General features: G+C 35.9%; 15 protein-coding genes. 4 read left to right on the top strand and 11 right to left on the bottom strand.

Going from position 1 to position 21,708, the window contains the following annotated elements:
* Positions 1 to 18 precede the first annotated feature (18 nt).
* From PQ462_RS16265 to PQ462_RS16280, 4 genes are all read right to left on the bottom strand, one after another.
* Positions 19 to 579 carry a Crp/Fnr family transcriptional regulator gene (locus PQ462_RS16265; protein ID WP_274250791.1) on the bottom strand — a complete coding sequence of 187 codons (561 nt, stop codon included), beginning with the start codon at positions 577 to 579 and terminating at the stop codon, positions 19 to 21.
* 113 nt (positions 580 to 692) lie between these two features.
* Complete coding sequence (locus tag PQ462_RS16270; protein WP_012026499.1) at positions 693 to 1,583, bottom strand: Ppx/GppA phosphatase family protein; 891 nt, start codon at positions 1,581 to 1,583, stop codon at positions 693 to 695.
* A gap of 33 nt (positions 1,584 to 1,616) precedes the next feature.
* Positions 1,617 to 3,695, bottom strand: a complete 2,079-nt coding sequence (ppk1, locus tag PQ462_RS16275) for a polyphosphate kinase 1 (RefSeq protein ID WP_274250792.1) — start codon at positions 3,693 to 3,695, stop codon at positions 1,617 to 1,619.
* A 5-nt stretch (positions 3,696 to 3,700) separates the two neighbouring features.
* Positions 3,701 to 4,186: a SixA phosphatase family protein gene (locus tag PQ462_RS16280; RefSeq protein WP_012026501.1), complete on the bottom strand. Its 486-nt coding sequence runs from the start codon at positions 4,184 to 4,186 to the stop codon at positions 3,701 to 3,703.
* A gap of 497 nt (positions 4,187 to 4,683) precedes the next feature.
* Here PQ462_RS16280 and PQ462_RS16285 point away from each other — a divergent pair, with 497 nt between their 5' ends.
* The 4 genes from PQ462_RS16285 (at position 4,684) to PQ462_RS16300 (ending at position 16,237) form a co-directional block, all read left to right on the top strand.
* On the top strand, positions 4,684 to 5,232 hold the full coding sequence (locus PQ462_RS16285; protein ID WP_274250793.1) for a hypothetical protein: 549 nt from the start codon (positions 4,684 to 4,686) through the stop codon (positions 5,230 to 5,232).
* Between the two features lie 37 nt (positions 5,233 to 5,269).
* Positions 5,270 to 13,300 (top strand): HYR-like domain-containing protein, encoded by an 8,031-nt coding sequence (locus PQ462_RS16290; RefSeq protein WP_274250794.1) that lies wholly within the window; start codon positions 5,270 to 5,272, stop codon positions 13,298 to 13,300.
* A gap of 75 nt (positions 13,301 to 13,375) precedes the next feature.
* Positions 13,376 to 14,293 (top strand): PorP/SprF family type IX secretion system membrane protein, encoded by a 918-nt coding sequence (locus PQ462_RS16295; protein WP_073408350.1) that lies wholly within the window; start codon positions 13,376 to 13,378, stop codon positions 14,291 to 14,293.
* 12 nt (positions 14,294 to 14,305) lie between these two features.
* Positions 14,306 to 16,237, top strand: coding sequence for an OmpA family protein (locus PQ462_RS16300; protein ID WP_274250795.1), 1,932 nt, complete (start codon positions 14,306 to 14,308; stop codon positions 16,235 to 16,237).
* 122 nt (positions 16,238 to 16,359) lie between these two features.
* Here the strand turns inward: PQ462_RS16300 and PQ462_RS16305 are convergent, their stop codons facing one another.
* The 7 genes from PQ462_RS16305 to pyrR all read right to left on the bottom strand — a co-directional run bounded on the left by PQ462_RS16305 (position 16,360) and on the right by pyrR (position 21,666).
* Positions 16,360 to 16,860 (bottom strand): CAP domain-containing protein, encoded by a 501-nt coding sequence (locus tag PQ462_RS16305; RefSeq protein ID WP_274250797.1) that lies wholly within the window; start codon positions 16,858 to 16,860, stop codon positions 16,360 to 16,362.
* Positions 16,861 to 17,031: 171 nt separating this feature from the next.
* Positions 17,032 to 17,676: a pyridoxamine 5'-phosphate oxidase gene (gene pdxH / locus PQ462_RS16310; protein WP_274250798.1), complete on the bottom strand. Its 645-nt coding sequence runs from the start codon at positions 17,674 to 17,676 to the stop codon at positions 17,032 to 17,034.
* A gap of 126 nt (positions 17,677 to 17,802) precedes the next feature.
* Entirely contained in the window at positions 17,803 to 18,708 is a 906-nt protein-coding gene (locus tag PQ462_RS16315; RefSeq protein WP_274250799.1) for a ribonuclease Z, read from the bottom strand.
* A 95-nt stretch (positions 18,709 to 18,803) separates the two neighbouring features.
* Positions 18,804 to 19,136 carry a ribonuclease Z gene (locus PQ462_RS16320; RefSeq protein ID WP_149206691.1) on the bottom strand — a complete coding sequence of 111 codons (333 nt, stop codon included), beginning with the start codon at positions 19,134 to 19,136 and terminating at the stop codon, positions 18,804 to 18,806.
* 257 nt (positions 19,137 to 19,393) lie between these two features.
* A complete protein-coding gene (locus tag PQ462_RS16325) occupies positions 19,394 to 20,323 on the bottom strand; it encodes an aspartate carbamoyltransferase catalytic subunit (RefSeq protein ID WP_111365953.1) in 930 nt (309 codons plus the stop codon).
* A gap of 79 nt (positions 20,324 to 20,402) precedes the next feature.
* Positions 20,403 to 21,044, bottom strand: a complete 642-nt coding sequence (locus tag PQ462_RS16330) for a DUF6891 domain-containing protein (protein WP_274250800.1) — start codon at positions 21,042 to 21,044, stop codon at positions 20,403 to 20,405.
* 82 nt (positions 21,045 to 21,126) lie between these two features.
* Positions 21,127 to 21,666 carry a bifunctional pyr operon transcriptional regulator/uracil phosphoribosyltransferase PyrR gene (gene pyrR, locus PQ462_RS16335; RefSeq protein ID WP_012026512.1) on the bottom strand — a complete coding sequence of 180 codons (540 nt, stop codon included), beginning with the start codon at positions 21,664 to 21,666 and terminating at the stop codon, positions 21,127 to 21,129.
* Positions 21,667 to 21,708: the final 42 nt, after the last annotated feature.

A 21,708-nucleotide genomic window follows, 5' to 3' on the forward strand; every position in this document is an offset into this window, starting at 1 on the left:
TAAGCGGAAAACAAAAAATCAAACCATTGCTTTTCGAATTCGGCTTAAATGTCTTGGTGTAACACCTAAATAAGAAGCCAGATATTGCAGCGGAATTAACTGCAGATATTTTTGATGATTTTTATACAGCTCTTCATAACGCTGTGCGCCCGATAATTTTTGAAATGAAACCATTCTTTTTTGAAGATTTACAAATTCCATTTCCGTCAATTTTCTTCCGGTTTCCTGCCAGTTAATGCTGGCTTGATACAGTTTCTCTAAAGCTTTTCGATCTAAAACCTGCAATTGTGTATCGACTAAAGCCTGAACATTTTCTTCTGCTTTCTCTTGTGTAATAAAGCTGGCGAATGAGGCCATAAATTCATTTTCGAAAGCAAAACAGTTCGTAATTTCGTCTCCTTTATGATTCAAAAAAAAGGAACGTAAAATTCCTTTTTTTATAAATACTATTTCATTGCAAACCTGATTTTCAGTCAGTAAAAATTCTCCTTTTTTAAGCATCCGAAAAGTTATCAAATTATCTAAAAGAGACAATTCATCTTTGGAAAAATCTTGTATGGACTGAAAAACTGATTTCATTATAAATATTATTTTAAATAAAAATGCCACGAATTACACGAATTTACACTTTTTCTTTTCTTAAAAATAATTCGTGCAAATTCGCGTAATTCGCGGCAAAAAACATTCTAATATTAAATTTTACCGTAATACATTGCTTTTACAATTCCATCTGAAAGTCCAATTTTTGGGACATAAATCTGGCGTGCACCGCTCCATTTCATTGCATTTAAGTAAATACGGGTTGCGTGGATAATTACGTCGGCACGGTCAGAGTTCAAACCTAATTCGGCGATTCTCTGTTCGTAAGTCAATGAATTTAAAAAGGCATACTGTGAGTTGATATAAATGTACGAAAGCGGTTTTTCCTGCTGCTTTCCAGACATTTTAAACAATTTATTGATATTTCCTCCAGACCCAATCAGGGTGACTTCTTCATAATCTGCTGTGTTGGTTTTAATCCATTTTTCAATTTCATCCCAAACCACATCGTGAACCATATTATTTAACAAACGAACGGTTCCTGCTTTGAATGATCTTGAATTAATCATTTTACCATCAGAGAACAACGTAAATTCGGTGCTTCCTCCGCCAACATCAACAAAAAGATAAGTTTCATCAGATTTTATTAAATGATGTAAATCTGTAGAAGCAATAATTGCAGCTTCTTTTTTGCCATCAATAATTTCGATTTTTATGTCGGCTTTTTTCTTAATCAAAGCCACAACTTCTTTAGCATTATACGCTTCACGCATTGCCGAAGTTGCAAATGCCATATAGCGTTCTACTTTATGTACTTTCATTAAAAGGTTAAATGCTTTCATGGCATCAACCATTCTATCTATATTTTCTGGTGATATTTCGCCTACTGTAAAGGCATCTTGTCCCAAACGAATTGGCACACGAACAAGCGAACTTTTATTAAACTGGGGTTCTTTCCCATCTTGTTCTACAACATTCGATATCAACAGCCTCATGGCATTTGAACCGATATCTATTGCTGCAAATTTCCTAATTTTAATCATGCTCACTTATGATTTTGTATTTGATTTTATTATTTAGTTTACTTTTTGAGGAACCTCTTCCAGTAGTGCTACTTTATTTTGATAATATTTATAGGTTTCAAATTGTGCTCTAAATGGGGCATGATGGTTTCGAGGCTTATATTTATTATCTAATTTGTATGAATGATATCTTACTTTTACGTTTCCTTTCCAGGCGATATTGAAATTGTCGATTAATTCTTTTTTGATTTCGTGATCGTAAACCGGACAGGTTACTTCTACTCTTCCGTCAAGATTTCTGGTCATAAAATCGGCAGAAGAAATATATACTTCGTTTAGGCCGGCATTTCCAAAAATGTATACTCTTGTATGTTCTAAATAATTATCGACAATGCTTATCGCTTCAATATTTTCGCTCATTCCCGGAATTCCCGGAATCAAACAGCAAATCCCTCTTACATTTAACTGAATTTTTACTCCTGCATTACTTGCTTCGTATAATTTATCAATCATTTTAAAGTCTGACAAACTATTCATTTTTAACTTAATAAATGTTTTTCTTCCGGCCAGAGCATGAAGAATTTCACGATCTATTAATTTTACAAATTTGGTTCTTGTGTAATGAGGCGAAACAATTAAATGTTTGTATCGGTGTACTCTATAATTGATGTCGAAAAACTCGAATATTTTAGAGGTATCTTTTAAAATTCCCTGATGACAGGTAAAAAGTGTTACATCGGTATAAATTTTAGCAGTCGATTCGTTGAAGTTTCCTGTAGAAATAAATCCGTAACGACGGTTTTTGCCATCTTCGGTTCTTTCGATTACACAAATTTTACTATGTACTTTTAATCCTTTTATTCCAAAAATTAGTTCAATTCCTTCGGTCTGCATCTGCTCAGCATAAGAAATATTCGAAGCTTCGTCAAAACGTGCCTGAAGTTCAATTTGTACCACCACACGTTTTCCGTTTTTGGCAGCATTTATTAATGAACTGATAATCTGAGAGTTTTTTGCCAGACGGTAAAGTGTAATTTTAATACTGGTTACTTTTGGGTCTAAGGCGGCTTCACGCAAAAACTTTGTTAGATAAGCAAATGACTGATAAGGCGCATGCACCAAATAATCTTTTTTAGAGATTTTTTCTAATATACTTCCATCAAGACTTAAACCCGGAACCGGCAATGGCTCGTTTGGTTTGTACAATAAATCGTAACGTCCGAGATTTGGAAAATCCATATAATCGCGGCGGTTATGATATCTTCCTCCCGGAATTATACTGTCGGTTTCTACAATCTTCATTTTATCTAAAAAGAAACGCAGAGTATCTTCTTCGATTAGACTGTCGTAAATAAAACGAACTGGTTCACCTATTCGGCGGTCTTTTACTGATGAAGCAATTTTTTCGAGCATACTTTTACTCAAATCACTATCGATATCCAATTGTGCATCTCTGGTAATTTTGATCATATGTGCCGAAACACTCTTATAATCAAATATATTGAAGATATTTTTTAGTTTTAAACGGATTACATCATCAATTAAGATTACGTATTGTTTTTCATCTTCAGAAGGAAGAACTACAAATCTGTTGATGGTTTTAGGAATTTCAATTAAGGCATAACGAACCTCATCGGTTTTTAATTCTAAACGAACTGCTAAATATCCTGCTGTATCTTTTAAAATAGGAAAAACGGCCAAATCATTTAAGATAATGGTTACCAATTCTGGACTTAATTTTTGCATAAAAAAGTCCTTTAGGAAACATTCTTGTTTTGGTGTTACCTGATCTTCGTTAATAATAAAAATGTTTTCGGCTTCGAGCTCACTTTCAATATTACCCAGAATGCGTAAACTTTCAGATTGCTGTTGAATTACAATTTCGGTAATATCTTTAATTAATTGGTGAGCAGAAATTCCGCCTAAATATTTTTCTCCGGAAATACCGGAAAGACTTAATCTGCGAATAGCAGCATATCGAACTCTAAAAAACTCATCTAAATTGTTTGAAAAAATTCCAACAAATCGCAGTCGGTCTAAAAGAGGAACGGTATTATCTGCCGCTTCCTGAAGTACTCTTGCATTAAACGCTAACCAGCTTTTTTCTCTATCGATATATTTCTGTTCGTACACTGTAATTATTTTAAGTCTTTGGGGAATATAGTTTTATTGGTTTTGCCTTTATCGATTGTGTCCCAGCTGTCTGAATCAAATTGCAGTGATACAAAGCCGGAAGTTGGAACATTATCAATAAAAACATCTCCAAATTTATTAACAAAATTTGTAATAGCCTCGTTATGTCCGAAAAGAATAACGCTTTCGAAACTATTATCACAAGATTTAATAACCTTTTCGAGCTGTCTTTCATCAAAAGTATACAAATCATCTCTGTAAACTATGCTGTCTATAGGATATGAAATGTTTTGAGCAAAGATTAAAGCTGTTTCTGAGGCACGTGCAGCAGTACTGCTCCATACTATATAGGTTTTAGGAAGGTATTTTGAAATATGAGTAGAAACTTCATGCGCATCTAAGATTCCTCTTTTTTGCAAAGGTCTGTCGAAATCTTTTAAAGGTGCTTCCCAACTTGATTTTGCATGACGTATTAAAATTAAATTTTTCATAAACAAAGGGTTTAAAAACCGCAGAAAACTACTGCAATTTTATTGAAGTTCTAATTTACAAAAGATATTTTAATACTACTCTTTTTTTTAATTCTGTTAACATTCTGGTGAAATTTTAACAAGTATGAATTATCCGCAAAACTTTAACAATCCAAAAAATTGAAATTGTCCATTTTCAAAATAATGTACTTCATCCGTCGAAATGTACATTTGGTCGATTTTTGCAAATCAACAATAAATTAACTAAATACTTGATTATTAATTATTTAAACAAAACCAAATTGCATCATTTTCATTAAAAATGAAAGAAAAATCAATCTAAAATTTTTATCAAATAAGTTAAAAAAATATTTTTTTGAGTCAATTTTTGATAAAAAAAGAGTAGTTGAACGAGTTTTTAGGTTAGTTACAGATAAAAAAATTTAATTAGAAAAACTCTCATATAATTTTGATTCTGTTTAAAATTTAAGAAATACCACTAACAAAAATCCTAAATTATGAGAACTACAACTAATCTTAAAAAAGCGGTGAAATTTGTTAATAATTGTAAGTTCATTTTTTCTTTCAAAAATATTTTTAAGAAAAATTTATTGACTGTACTTTTTCTTTTAATTACAACAATTTCATTTGCTCAATCGGGTTCGTGCAGCGCATCTTTGATTGTTGAAAATAATGGCAATATCAGGAGCACTCCTCTCGATGGAACGTATTACTCAATGGTTCTTACCAACAACAGTTCTTCTGCAGACACTTTTGTTTTAAGTTCTAAGAATATAAATGCTTCTTGTACAAATACAGACGGAAGTTCTACAGCTGGAAATGTCATAATCAATACTGATTTTATTAATTCTGAAAGAAACTCTCTAAGTGAAATAACGCTAAGCGCAGGTGAATCTGTAAATTTTTATATCCACGTTACAATTCCTGCCGGTACTTCGACACAAAAATGGTCTTGCAATAAGATTACCGCTGCTTCAAAAAATTGCAGCAACTATTCAGTTGATGCTGTTTTACATACTTACATCATTAATCCGGTTAATGATTAAACAAGATATATCAAGTATACCCTTAAAATGATTTAAAATGGAAAAACAATTACTTTTTTTAAACAATTTTTTACGAGATATAAAAAAAATACAATTTGTTGTATTATTTCTTCTGACATCATCGATAGGTTTAGCACAAACGATAACAACAAACAAAACTGTAACGGCAAATGCTGGCAATTGCGGTATTATTGATGTTAAAGTTGATATTACAGGCGCAAACCCAATTACCCGAAATTCAGATGTAGTTCTGGCTATTGACATATCCGGAAGTATGGGTAATACTATTTCGGGAGATTTTAAAACCTCGATGGATTATGCTAAAGATGCCGCATTGGCATTTCTAAATCAGGCAAAAGCAAATCCGCAGAACCGAATTGCAATTGTTGCTTACAGTACAACTGCCAGCCTAAAAATAGGTTTAACTTATTTGAATGCAACAGGTGTAACACAGATAACAAATCAGATTAATGCTTTGCAGGCCACTAATTCTACCAACATTTATGCTGGAATTGTGAGATCTGAAACTGAATTGGAAACTAACGGCCGATTTGACTGCAGCACTGCAAGAGCTATAATTTTACTGACTGATGGAGTTACAAACGTAACAGGCACTAGTGGTAATACAAACTGTAATGTGAGTAAAACATCGCAATGTGTTACCGATGCTATAAATGCGGCAACAAATGCCAAAACAACTACAAAATCCAGTGTTGTTTATAACAATCAGGTTTTTTCTGTAGGCCTTTTTGGCGGTATCAGCGGTAATATTAACACTAACAACAGCGATCAGAATATTGCTAAGTATACTCTGGACAATATTCAGGGAAGCGCCGCATACATTACACAAAGCGGTGCTAATTTGACTGCAATCTACAATCAGATTGCTACTCAGATTTCATGGATTGCCCAAAGTCTAATTGCAAAAGAAACTATTATTCCCGGTTTTACTATTGGAGGAATAACATCAACAAAAGGAACAGCTTCGTTATCTGGACAAGTTATTACATGGAATACTGATTTTTTAAACTCTGAAACTATTTCTTTAACGTATCAGCTGACTCCAACGGGAAGTGCCTGCGGCAATCAAACTGTAAGCACTTCTACTTTGAATTATCAAAATTCGTCCTGTGTTAATGATTCAAAGGCGATCAGCAGTCCAAGTTATTTTGTTCCGTGTGCACCCGTAATCACGGGTGTTTTAACAGCATGCGGATCTACAACTTTGACAGCTTCTACAAACGCTTCTTCTCCAACCTATGTTTGGTATAAAGACAATGCTGTATTACCGGGACAAACTTCTTCTACCCTTACAGTAACTGCGAGCGGGGTTTATAAAGTAAAGGTGAAAAATGGGACTACGAATTGTGAATTAACTTCAGCAGATTCTACTGTTTCAATAAGTCCGGCTGCTGCGCTTATCGCGCCTGCAAATGCAAATATTTCTGGATGCAGCACAGCAGCAATAACCGGACTTCCGTATAGTACAGCCAGCAGTAATATTACTCTTGCACAATTAAACACCGCCGGCGGATCATTGTCTAACAGTTCTTCAATTGGAAGTTACACGATATCCTACTCTGATAGTGCATCAGGAACATGTCCAACAATAGTAACCCGAACATTTAAAGTTACTACTGGCTGTGGAAATGTTACAGCTGTACAGACAATTACAATTCAGGATACTACTGCACCAACTTGGACTACAGCTTCAAATGCTTTAAATATCACTTTACAATGCAGTGATACAGCAGGATTGGCAACAGCTCAAAACCAAGCGCCGACTGCAGCTGATAATTGCGGCGGAACCGTAACGTATACCAAAACAAGCGGCGCTTTTTCAGCAGGAGGCTGTGCCAATTCCGGAACTTATACTAACACTTGGACTGCAAAAGATATCTGTAATAATACTTCAACTGTATTTACTCAGGTAATTACGATTCAAGATACTACTGCACCGACTTGGACGACAGCTTCAAATGTATTAAATGTTACATTGCAATGCAGTGATAGTGCAGGATTGGCAACAGCTCAAAACCAAGCACCGACTGCAGCAGATAACTGTGGCGGAGCTATTACGTATACCAAAACGAGCGGTGCTTTTTCAGCAGGAAGCTGTGCTAATTCTGGAACATACACCAATACTTGGATCGCAAAAGATATCTGCAATAATACCTCAACTGTATTTACTCAGGTAATTACAATTCAAGATACTACTGCGCCGACTTGGACAACTCAGACAAATGCATTAAATGTTACTTTGCAATGCAGTGATACAGCAGGATTAGCGACAGCTCAAAACCAAGCGCCGACTGCAGCTGATAATTGCGGCGGAACCGTGACGTATACTAAAACAAGTGGTGCTTTTTCAGCAGGAACCTGTGCTAATTCTGGAACGTATACTAACACCTGGACTGCAAAAGATATCTGTAATAACACCTCAACTGTATTTACTCAGGTAATTACAATCCAAGATACTACTGCACCAACTTGGACTACAGCTTCAAATGCATTAAATGTTACTTTACAATGCAGTGATACAGCAGGACTGGCAACGGCTCAAAACCAAGCGCCGACTGCAACGGATAACTGTGGCGGAACTGTAACGTATACTAAAACAAGCGGTGCTTTTACAGCAGGTACCTGTTCTAATTCTGGAACGTATACTAACACCTGGACTGCAAAAGATATCTGTAATAATACTTCAACTGTATTTACTCAGGTAATTACGATTCAAGATACTACTGCGCCGACTTGGACTACAGCTTCAAATGCATTAAATGTTACTCTGCAATGCAGTGATACTGCAGGATTAGTGACAGCTCAAAACCAAGCGCCAACTGCAATGGATAACTGCGGAGGAACCGTTACGTATACCAAAACAAGCGGTGCTTTTTCAGCAGGTACCTGTTCTAATTCTGGAACGTATACTAATACCTGGACTGCAAAAGATATCTGTAATAATACTTCAACTGTATTTACTCAGGTAATAACTATTGAAGATACTACTGCGCCGACTTGGACTACAGCTTCAAATGCATTAAATGTTACTCTGCAATGCAGTGATACTGCAGGATTAGTGACAGCTCAAAACCAAGCGCCAACTGCAATGGATAACTGCGGAGGAACCGTGACGTATACCAAAACAAGCGGTGCTTTTACTGTTGGAACCTGTGCTAATTCTGGAACGTATACTAATACCTGGACTGCAAAAGATATCTGTAATAATACTTCAACTGTATTTACTCAGGTAATAACTATTGAAGATACTACTGCACCGACTTGGACAACTCAGGCAAATGCATTAAATGTTACTTTACAATGCAGTGATACAGCAGGATTGGCAACGGCTCAAAACCAAGCGCCGACTGCTACTGATAACTGCGGAGGAACTGTTACATATACCAAAACAAGCGGTGCTTTTTCAGCAGGAAGCTGTGCTAATTCTGGAACATATACTAATACCTGGACTGCAAAAGACATCTGCAATAATACTTCAACCGTATTTACTCAGGTAATTACAATCCAAGATACTACTGCACCAACTTGGACAACTCAGGCAAATGCATTAAATATCACTTTACAATGCAGTGATACTGCAGGATTAGTGACAGCTCAAAACCAAGCGCCGACTGCAGCAGATAATTGCGGCGGAACCGTAACGTATACCAAAACAAGCGGTGCTTTTTCAGCAGGAAACTGTGCCAACTCTGGAACGTATACTAATACTTGGACTGCAAAAGACATCTGCAATAACACCTCAACTTTATTTACTCAGGTAATCACTATTGAAGATACTACTGCGCCGACTTGGACAACTCAGGCAGGTTCTTTAAACCAAACTATTGAATGCAGCAACTCAGAAGCTTTGGCTTCGGCGCAAGCCTTATTTCCAACAGCTTCAGATTCATGCGATGCTGATGTAACCAATATTACTAAAGTAAGCGGACAGTTTACAGCTTCGCAAGGGTGCGGAAATGCAGGAACTTACACTAACACTTGGACCGTTAAAGACGATTGTGGCAACACTTCTGAAACTTTTACTCAAGTGATTACAATTCAGGATACAACTGCTCCAACCTGGACAACTCAGGCAGGTTCTTTAAACCAAACTATTGAATGCAGCAACTCAGAAGCTTTGGCTTCAGCGCAAGCCTTATTTCCAACAGCTTCAGATTTATGCGATGCTGATGTAACCAATATTACTAAAGTAAGCGGACAGTTTACAGCTTCACAAGGGTGCGGAAATGCAGGAACTTATACTAACACTTGGACTGTAAAAGACGATTGCGGCAACACTTCTGAAACTTTTACTCAAGTGATTACAATTCAGGATACAACTGCTCCAACCTGGACAACTCAAGCAGGTTCTTTAAACCAAACTATTGAATGCAGCAACTCAGAGGCTTTGGCTTCAGCGCAAGCCTTATTTCCAACAGCTTCAGATTTATGCGATGCTGATGTAACCAATATTACTAAAGTAAGCGGACAGTTTACAGCTTCACAAGGGTGCGGAAATGCAGGAACTTATACTAACACTTGGACTGTAAAAGACGATTGCGGCAACACTTCTGAAACTTTCACTCAGGTGATTACAATTCAGGATACAACAGCTCCAGTATTTACAGGAGAACTTCCCGGCAACATTACAGTTTCTTGTGACGCTGTTCCAGAACCAGCCAATATGGAAGCTGTTGATAATTGCAACGGCAATTTACCAATCGTGTTTACGGAGACAAAAAGTGATATTCAAAACGAATGCGGTTCAAATTATACTCTCACTCGCACATGGAAAACCAGTGATTGCAGCAATAATGTAGTTTCACATACCCAAATAATAACAGTAAGAGATACTACAGCGCCAACAGGAACTGCTCCTTCAAATATTGCAGATTTACAAAGCACTACACAAATTCCTGCGGGAAATCCTTCTGATATTAAAGACGCGGCTGATAATTGCAGCGGAAATGTTACGGTTACAGTCTCTGATACTAACAACGAAGGAAGCGGCTGCGAAGGAACTCCGTATATTTTAACCAGAACGTATACATTGTCTGATTGTGCAGGCAATAAAACTGAATTGGTTCAAACTTTTACTGTTGAAAACAAAGTTTCTGTAAGCGGTATTGCCACAAATACAAGCTGTTTTGGCGGAAGCGACGGTTCAATTTCAGTAACCAATAGTCCTGGATCGACAGTTATCATTAGAAATGATAAAAACGAAGTGGTAGGAAACACGAATTTACCAGCTGGCACTTATACCCTTACTGCAGCATCTCCTGTAAGTGAAACTCAAAATTGTACAGCAAGCGCAACGGTTGTCATTACACAGCCTGAATATACTGTAAAAATTTCTGGCCGCATTATCAATGTTGACACTCATACCGGAATTGCAAATGTACCTGTTACTTTAATTCCGCAAAGTCCAACTACTGATCCGGTATTGCTAAAACTAACAGGACAAGACGGAAGTTACAGCTTTTCTGGAATGCCTGCAGGAAATTATTTAGTTCAGGTTCAGGATGCCAATTTAAACAGCGCTTATCAATTGTATCCGATAGATTCTAGTTTGTTCTTTACTACACTTCAAGATTGTATCATTCAAAAACATGATTTCGAATACGGATCATCCACTTTGCCAGTTCTGGGAGATTATGTTTGGTATGACGTAAACAGCAACGGAATTCAGGATGAATGGTATGATGCTAATAATGACGGAATCGTAACCAAAAATATTCCTGACGGAAACGGAGCAATCGATTATAGCCTTTGGGAATGGATTGATTTTAATGGTGACGGAAGTTATCAAGGACCTTCGAATGTGGGCGAATTAAACGCAGGAGGTTTTGGAAATGCTCTTAGTCCGAATATTATAATTGACGGACCAAACGGCTATCATGAAGAAGTTATTGTTGGAATTCAGGGATTTTGGAGAGATCGTCCGGAAACCGCAAATCCGTATGGAGATTATACTGTCAAGTTAGTAAAAGATGCCAATTTTGACGCTGTTGCAGCGGCATTAGGAGCAACCGGACTTGTAAAAACAATTCCTGCTTTGGCTGACAAAAAAATAACTGGTAAAACCGGTAAAGCACAATTGCATACTATTTGTTCTACAACTAGTGCCAGCAGTTTAATCGCAGCAGTTACACCAGAAGATTTAGTTCATTTAGATCTTGATTTTGGCGTAAGCTGTAAAACCTACTTAGATATTGCTGCTAATGATGACAGCGCCGAGCCAGTTGCTGGTGTAAATAATGTTACACATAACGTATTGAATGTTTTAACAAATGATACGCTCGAAGGTGTAATTGTAACTCCTTCTGATGTCGTTATTACAACCGTAACACCAAATGAGTTTTTACAACTAAATCCTGATGGTTCTGTTGATGTACTGCCAAATGCACCGGCTGGAACTTTAACCTTGGTATACCAAATTTGCGAAGCCGATGAAACTTCAAATTGTGATACTGCAACAGTTACGGTTACAATAGAAGCTCCGGTTATGACTGTTACAGCAGCATCGATTTGTGTAAATGATGTTCCTTACCTTGATTACGTAGTAACTCCTGTGAATTTTACACCAGTAAACGGGGTAACAATTGCGTGGGCAAATGCTCAAAATACAGTAGTAACTACTATGACCAATCTGGCACTTTCAGGCAGAGTTTTATGGCCGGGAGCTGTGGTTGATGAAAACGGAAAAGGTATAGACTGGCCAGGCTGGGTTTTCGAAAACAATAAATGGATTCAGGCATCAGATGGTTTCGAATCGTTACGCCCAACGGTTAACCTAACGATATCTGTAAATCCAAGTGAAACTATTACTGTTAGTTATCCGCCGGCAGATCCGTTTTGTACAGCCAGACCAACATTTGCAATTCTTGCAAATGATGATACGCCTCAGCCTATTACTGGTCCGGCAGGAGTTACTAATATCATCAATGTATTAAATAACGACTCATTAAATAATAGTCCTATTAATTTAAATGATATTACGCTGACAACTGTAACACCAGATCCAAAAGGAGTTTTAACGCTAAATCCTGACGGTTCTGTTGATGTAGCGGCGAATGCTCCGGGCGGCACTTACACTTTAACGTATCAAATCTGTGAAAAAGCCGATGCAGGAAATTGCGATACAGCAGTCGTAACAGTAACCATTCTTAATTCTCCGGTAAATGCTAACGATGATAATTATGCCAATATTGGATGCAATACGTTTGGTTTAGTTGGAAATGTTTTAAGTAATGACTTAAAAGGACAGCTTCCTGCAACATTACAATTGGTAAACTTTACATTATTGAGTGGAAACAATAACGCAAAAACAGATCCTAATATAACAATAGACGCTTCTGGAAATGTAAATGTATCTAGTTTAACACCTGCTGGAACTTACACATACATGTATCGCATTTGCGATAAGTTAAGTGCCGAAAACTGCGACACTGCAGTTGTTACTATTACTGTTGCGCCAAATGGCACATCAAACATTACGAGTGAGGCCTGTAACGATGATACAACCTTATTGAACTTGTCTAATTTATTACCAGAAGGAACACCAATAACAGGAACCTGGTTCGACACAAACGATACCAGAGCATTACAGGGAAATATACTAAATGCGCATGGTTTAGCACTTGGCAATTATCAATTTGAATATAAAATTTCCGATGAGAATTGCCCAAGAAGCATTCTTCTTACTATGGAAGTAAACGACGACTGTAAAGTATTGGCATGCGAAAACATCTTAGTACACAATGCTTTTTCACCAAACGGTGATGGAAAAAATGATGTTTTTGTAATCGACGGTATTGGAGATTTAACTTGTTATCCTGAAAACAATGTAGAAATTTATAACCGCTGGGGAATATTAGTATTTGAAACTCACAACTACAATAATACAACCAATGCGTTTGACGGTACTTCGAGAGGAAGAACTACTATAAGACAATCTGAAGGTCTTCCAACCGGAACCTATTTCTATATCGTGACTTATAAATCAGTAGACGGAAACAATGTTATTCAGAATAACAAAAAAGAAGGGTATTTATATCTGTCTAAATAGAAACAAAAAAGTAATGCGTTATACAGCGCACGAAGTATAGCGCATTACATATTCACTAAACAATACACATCTATTATGAGAACAAAATTATTTTTTTTCGTCATTATGTTTGTAACCATTGCGGGTTATGCACAGCAAGATGCACAGTTTACGCAATATATGTACAATACGATTAATATAAATCCCGCTTATGCAGGATCCAGAGGCGCTCTAAGTATTTTTGGTTTATACCGCACACAATGGATAGGACTTGACGGCGCTCCAGAAACAAGCAGTTTTTCTATCAACACTCCAATTAACAACAGCAATTTGGGAGTCGGCCTTTCACTTGTAAATGATAAAATAGGACCAACAAACGAGAACAATATATCTGCAGATATATCGTATACTGTTCAGACTTCTGCCAATTTTAAACTGTCTTTTGGTATCAAAGGAACTGCTAATATATTCAATCTCGATGTCAATAAATTAAATCCGTCAGAACAAGGAGATCCACAGTTTCAGGATTTAAACAACAAATTTAGTCCAAATGTGGGAGCCGGAGTTTACTGGCATTCAGATAAAGCCTATATAGGTTTATCAGTTCCTAATTTCATCGAAACTAATAGATATAGTGATAACGACATTGCTATTTACAAAGACAAAATCAATTATTATTTAATGGCAGGCTATGTTTTTGATTTGGATAAATTACAATATATCAAATTCAAACCCGCAGTTTTAACCAAAATGGTTGAAGGAGCACCGCTGCAAGTTGATGTTTCTGCCAACTTTATGTTTATTGACAAACTTGTTTTGGGTGTTGCTTACAGATGGAGTGCTTCTCTAAGCGCTATGGCAGGATTTCAAATCACCGACGGACTTTATATAGGATATGGATACGACCGCGAAACCACAAACCTAAATAATTATAATTCAGGATCGCATGAAATATTCCTGCGTTACGAATTCTTCAAAAACAATGGTAAAATGACAACTCCTCGTTTCTTCTAAAAAATAAGTATTATGAAAAATTATAGACTTCTCTGCTTAATAATTCTAAATGTTTTTTATGGTTATTCTCAGCAGTCAAAGCTGAACTCAGCCGATAAAAAATACGACGGTTATGCGTATATCGACGCTATAAAAACTTATGAGAGGGTTGCCGGCAAAGGCTATAAATCTGAAGATTTGTTTAAAAAACTTGGAAATTCTTATTATTTCAATTCCGAGTTTGAAAGCGCCGCAAAATGGTACGGAGAATTGTTTGCCATCAATATCTCTCCCGAAGCCGAATACTATTACAGATATGCACAGTCATTAAGGTCTACAGGACAGACCGATAAGGCGAATAAAATTATGAATGAATTCAATGCTAAATACAAAAATGATTCAAGAGGAAAACTCTACAAAGAAGATGTCAATTATCTTGATGAGATTAAAGCAAATTCTGGACGTTATAAAATTGAAGATGCAGGAATTAACTCTAAATATTCTGATTATGGAAGTTTTGTTTACAATAATAAAATCTATTTTGCTTCTGCCAGAGATACTGGAAATTTTTCGCAGAGAAGACATAAATGGACAGGCGAATATTACACCAATATTTATAGTGCCAATATCGACCCGCAAAACAGCGCAGCAGTAAAACCAGATAAATTTAAAACTGCTTTAAATACCAAATTTCACGAATCGACACCTGTTTTTACTAAAGATGGAAACACGGTTTATTTTACCCGAAACAATTATATAGATGGTAAAAAAGGAAAAGATGACAATAAAATCACTTTAATAAAACTTTATAAAGCGACTCTGGAAAACGGAAAATGGACAAAAATTACAGCTCTTCCATTTACAAGTGATAATTACAGTACTGCGCATCCTGCGTTAAGCCCAGATGAAAAAACATTATATTTCGCATCCGATATGCCGGGAAGTATAGGACAGTCTGACATTTATAAAGTAAGTATAAACAGTGACGGAAGTTTTGGAACACCGCAAAATCTCGGAAAACCCATTAATACCGAAGGAAAAGAAACCTTTCCGTATGTAACCAGCGAAAATGAAATCTATTTTGCTTCAGATGGTCATCCCGGACTTGGAGGTCTGGATGTTTTTGTGGGACAGATTGAAGAAAACGGAACAGTAAGCGATATTCAAAATTTAGGAAATGACATCAATTCTCCAAAAGATGATTTTGCTTACATCATTGATCCGGTTTCGAGACAAGGTTATTTCAGTTCTAATAAAGACGGCGGAATGGGTTCTGATGATATTTACAAATTTCTAGAAACCAAAAGATTAAAATGCCTGCAGGAATTATACGGAGTTATTACAGATTCTGAAAACGGCGTTGTACTTCCGGGTTCTAAAGTTACTTTATATGAAAATCAAAAAATTAAAAATTCTACTGTTTCAAATACAGCCGGACAATATAGTTTTGCTGTAGAATGTGGAAAAACCTATAGTGTAAGAGCAGAAAAACCTGATTATGCAACAAAAGAAGTTGACATAACAATTGCAAAAACAAATGGAAAAACCAATCTTCCTATTGCACTCGATAAATCTGTCTGCAAAGTTGCTGTGGGCGATGATTTAGGAAAATGTTTTGGCATTAAAATGATTTATTTTGATTTAGATAAATCGAATATTCGTACCGAAGCGGCTTTAGATTTAGAAAAAATATTAGATGTATTGAATCAAAATCCAACAATGAAACTCGATATTCGTTCACATACAGACAGCAGGGCTTCTCATCAATATAACGAAGCTTTGTCTGACAGAAGAGCAAAATCAACCATAAACTGGCTCATTCAAAACGGAGTTGACAAAAACCGTTTAACCGGAAAAGGTTATGGCGAAACTCAATTAGTTAATCAATGTTCAGACGGCGTTAACTGCACGGAAGAAGAACACCAAATGAACAGACGAAGCGAATTTATTATAACCGCATTGTAACTTAGAAAAACTGACTAAAAAAAATAAAAGCTGTCTATAAAGACAGCTTTTATTAAAAAAAACGGTCGTTGCAAATCAGGAATCACAACGACAACTAACCAACCAGTTCAAACGTTTCTCTTTTAAATTTTCACGAAAATATTCGTGTAGTATTTTTTTCCGGATGCATCAGTTGTAACCGAAATCCCGAAATGTGTATAATTACCTTCAATATTTTCTTTATGTCCAGGACTTTCAAGCCATGCTTTTAGTGCTGCCTCAGAAGTCTTATAATTGTAAGCCACATTCTCTCCTACTTTTTTAGCCCCCAGTACATTGATAAGATTGTCAGAACGAGACGTAAAGTCATTATGATTCACAACATTATTGCTAATCATGTATTTGTTATGCTCTTCGCATTTATAAGAAATGTGATTGTTTTTTTCTAATGCATTTAAACCAATACTTACTCGGTATTCATTTATTAACTGCATAGTCTCCAGTTCAGAAGCATTGTAATTATAACTTGTAACTACCTGTTCTGTCGCTGTTGTATTTTCATTCCCCTCGGCGCTGTCAGCAGAGCATGAGTTCATTGTGATTGACATCACAATGAACACCATGGCGCACATAATCTTTTTCATAATCATCAGTAGTTAAAAGTTCTAAAGTAAATGTTGGGGCAAATTCTTTATATTATGTGACAAATTGCTCTTAAAATTCTTACGTCAAACGTATTCAATTTATCGGTAAACTACAAAAATAATCGACGAAATACACTATTATTTTTAAATATAAAATAAAAATCTTACAAATTAAGAAGAAAGGCGCTCAATCGTCCATGAAAAATCAGATTGGCTTGTGTAACGAATTCTATCGTGCAGTCTATTTGGTCTTCCCTGCCAGAATTCTACTTGCAATGGAGTTACTAAATAACCTCCCCAGTTTTCAGGTCTTGGGATAGGTTTGCCTTCAAATTCTGCTTCAAGCTTCTTTAAATTTTCTTCTAAAAAAGTTCTCGACGGAATCACTTCACTTTGATGTGAAACAATTGCGCCTAATTTACTTCCGTCAGGTCTTGAATCAAAATAGTTATCAGATATAATTTCAGAAGTTTTCTGAGCAATACCCTTAATAATTACCTGACGTTCTGCTTCCTGCCAGAAAAATGACAAACAAACATTAGGATTTGCTTCAATTGCTTTTCCTTTTTCAGAATTATAATTGGTGTAGAATATAAATCCTTCTTCTGAGAATTTTTTAAGTAAAACAACACGCGACTTTGGAAATCCATCCAGTCCAATTGTTGAAACCGTCATGGCGTTTACTTCTCCGCTTCCGCCAAAATCTTCAACTTCATATAACCAGCGGTTAAAAAGATTAATTGGATCTTCCGGAATATTAGTTTCTAATAATTCGCTTTTCTCGTAAGACTTTCTATAATTGCTTAAATCGTTCATGATTTATTATTTTAGATTGTTGATTTTTTGTTTCAGGTTTCAAGTTTCAGGTTTGTCAGGATGACAATTTACAGATGAGTAAAAACTTAGAAACTTAGTATCTCAGAACCTTAGCACCTTAAAAAATTATAACTCAAAACTCAAACCGTCATCTGCCAAAAGCACGTTTGGAAAAACCGTTTCTGCTTCTTCCTTAAAACGTTCAATTCCGTCATAACGTGTAGAATAATGACCTAAAATTAATTGTTTTACATTAGCTTTTAAAGCAATAGCAGCCGCTTCTTTTGCTGTTGAATGCAAAGTTTTTAATGCCAATGGCGCTTCAGATTCTAAAAACGTTGATTCGTGGTATAAAACATCTGTGTTTTGAATAATTGGAATTACGGCTTCATTATAAACCGTGTCTGAACAAAAAGCGTAACTTTTTGCTGGAGGCGGATCAAATGTAAGTTTGTGGTTTTCAACTACAGTTCCGTTATCGAGTGTAATATCGCTTCCGTTTTTTATTTTCTGATAATAAGCAACATGAATATCATAACTCTGAACAGCTTCAACGTTTAGTTTTCTTTCATCTGGTTTTTCCTGAAAAAGATAACCGTTTGTATAAACGCGGTGTTTGAGCGGAATTGTTCTCACAATAACACGCTTATCTTCAAAAATAACTTCACTTTCTTTTGACTCTAATTCGTGAAAAAACAAATCATAAGTCGTCCAGGACTCTGTCAATTTTAATTGAAGCAGAATCAATTCCTTAATTCCTTTTGGGCCGTAAATATGTAAATCTGTAGTTCTTCCCAAAAGAGAAAAAGTCGAAATAGTTCCTATTAATCCATATAAATGATCGCCATGAAGATGCGAAATAAAAATGTGATTAATTTTTGAGAACTTAATCTTGTTTTTTCTAAGCTGTACCTGAGTTCCTTCACCGCAGTCAATTAAAAACAATCGGTTCTTGATTTCTAAAACCTGCGAAGTGGGGTTAGTAAGCGTTCTGGGAGTTGCGGCATAACAGCCAAGTATGGTTAATTTCAATTTTATTGTTTATTCGTTTATGTGTTAAATCGTTTAATCGTTAAAATTAAATCAAATCGATTAAACAGTTAAACGAATAAACAATTAAACTAATTTTAAAATCCTAAATCTCTTTCAATTTCTTCCATTTCGATAATATCGTGTGCTTCCAAAAGAGAAGGAACAACAACCAATTTATCTGAAACAGCATTAAAATCAAGATCAGAAGCTACGATTACAAACGATTTTTTTGCTTTTTTTTGAAGTTTAACAAGCGGTAAAAAAACTTTTAAATCATTTTCTGTCAATTCAGTATCTGACAATAAATCGATTATAATATTGTGTTTTTCAAAAGTTTTAAACTGCTGTGTCACTTTCTCTACAAAGCCGTTAAAATCACCTTGCGTGTCTTTTATCGTTACGGTATGTCCTTTTTGATCTACTTTCATTTTATAATTTGTGGGGCTTATATAAAAATTGATTTTTCAGAGCGCTAAGGTACGAAGTTTTTTTATAGTTTTCAGTCGCAGTATTTAGTATTCAGCCGCGGTTTTCAGTCTCAGTATTCTGTTTTCAGATTGTCAGGCTGAGCGAAGTCGAAGCCCACGTTTGCAAAGCACGCATCGTTTTCAAAAAGCACTTCGACTTCGCTCAGTGTGACGCTTGTTTCAAAACTGAACACTGAATACTGAGACTGAAAATTAAACTATTGCTGAATCTTTGAAGCCAAAAGATAAATAACTGCCATTCTAATCGCAACACCATTCTCAACCTGATTTAAGATTACAGAATGATCAGAATCCGCCACTTCAGAAGTAATCTCTACTCCTCTGTTGATTGGTCCCGGGTGCATGATTACGATTTCTTTTCCAAGAGAATCCAAAAGCGGTTTGTCTACTCCGTATTGCTGTGCATATTCGCGTGTTGACGGGAAAAAGTTTACATCCATACGCTCGTTTTGTACACGAAGCATATTCGCAACATCGCACCATTCTAAAGCTTTGCGTAAATTTGGTTCAACCGTTACACCAAGCGATTCGATATATCTTGGAATCAAGGTTTTTGGTCCGCATACTTTTACTTCTGCGCCCTGCATCTGCAAAGCATATATATTAGATAAGGCAACTCTCGAATGTAGAATATCGCCTACAATAACTACTTTTTTTCCGGCTACATCGCCCAGTTTTTCTCTAATAGAATAACTGTCTAACAAAGCCTGTGTTGGGTGTTCGTGTGCTCCGTCTCCGGCGTTTACGATACTGGCTTTGACATTTTTAGATAAAAAATAAGCCGCTCCGGGATTGGAGTGGCGCATTACAACCATATCAACTTTCATCGAAAGGATATTATTTACAGTATCAATCAGGGTTTCTCCTTTTTTAACCGATGACTGAGCTGCAGAAAAACTGATAACATCAGCAGATAAACGTTTCTGCGCTAATTCGAAAGAGAGTTTGGTTCTGGTACTGTTTTCGAAGAAAATATTGGCAATGGTAATATCTCGTAATGAAGGAACTTTTTTAATTGGTCGGTTAATGACTTCTTTAAAATGATCTGCCGTTTCAAAAATCAGGTTAATATCATTCTCATTGATATATTTTATTCCTAATAAATGATCTACGCTTAATTCTTTCATTTTTGTTTCTTTAATATTATTTGTCAAATTCTGAATGAAAAATATCTTTCATTCAATGCTTCTTTAAAGAGCAGCTACTCTATTCGGTCATTCGGTCTATAACCTCACCGTAATCCTGAAGATCTCTTGCTTCATCATCATAAATGTGCTGCCATTTGAAACCGGGAATTTCAATTTTTCGTTTTGCAGTTTCTTCCCACTTCACCTCAAAACCATTATTCCTTAAAACTTCGGCAACTTTTTTCCCAACACTGATTGTCACTGCATCATCAGAATTGTCTACTTTTTGAAAAGCGATATACAAACTTGGATTTTCCGGATCAATCGCTCTCGCTAAATCTTGTTCGTGATAAAAACAGTACCCGTCTGATGTAACATCGTTTTCACGAAGTTCTCTTTCTACCTCAACCACTTCATACTCGCCGTCACTTGTTGTGTAACCCGCATTGTGAAGTGCTATGATATTCTGACCGCATAATTCATCAAACGCATTTATAAGCCTTTCAGTATCTGTTGGGCTTTTCCATTGTTTACTTTCTGCAAGTAACTTTTGGTATTCCTGGTCGATTTTTTCAAAAGCCCATTCTTTAGAAATTTCGTCTTCAAATTCGTTATCTTCAATTTCTTCCATGATGTTATCTTTAATATCATCAATAGAAAGAAATCCCATTCTTACCTGATTAAAAATTGACTCATAAATAAACTCTTCGTTCTCTGTCATGCTTTATTGTTTAATCGTTAATTTGTTTAATCGTTTCATTTTCATTTTCCCGATTAAACAATTAACGGGTTAACCGATCAAACTAATTTGTCACTAGGTGAACAACATCTTCACCATCGTTTTCTTTCCAGCTTACAATTACTTTTTCACCATTAATAGCATCTACCTGACGACCGCGATAATCTGGCTGAATTGGCAAATGGCGGCTGAAACGTCTGTCAATTAAAACCAATAATTCAATTTCAGATGGTCTTCCAAAAGATTGAATCGCAGTTAATGCAGAACGAATGCTGCGTCCGGTAAACAAAACGTCATCGATAAAAATGACTTTTTTGTCTTCGACTATAAAATTGATTTGAGTTTTATTGGCTTCAAGCGGTTTATCAGTACGACGGAAATCATCTCTAAAAAAAGTGATGTCCAAATATCCCAAAGAAATTTCAGGAACTTTGTATTCGTTTTCTAATATTTGTTTTAAACGTTCAGCTAAAAAAACACCTCTTGGCTGAATTCCAACCAAAATTGTATTAGAGAAATCTAGATGTTTTTCGATTAACTGACAAGCCAAACGATGGAGTATGATAGTAACTTCTTTCGAATTAAGTAATACTTTTTGACTCATAAGTAATTGTAATGTTTGGTTGCGCAAATATAAGGAATCTGA

It is taken from the genome of Flavobacterium sp. KACC 22758 (assembly GCF_028736135.1).
Lineage (GTDB): Bacteria > Bacteroidota > Bacteroidia > Flavobacteriales > Flavobacteriaceae > Flavobacterium > Flavobacterium johnsoniae.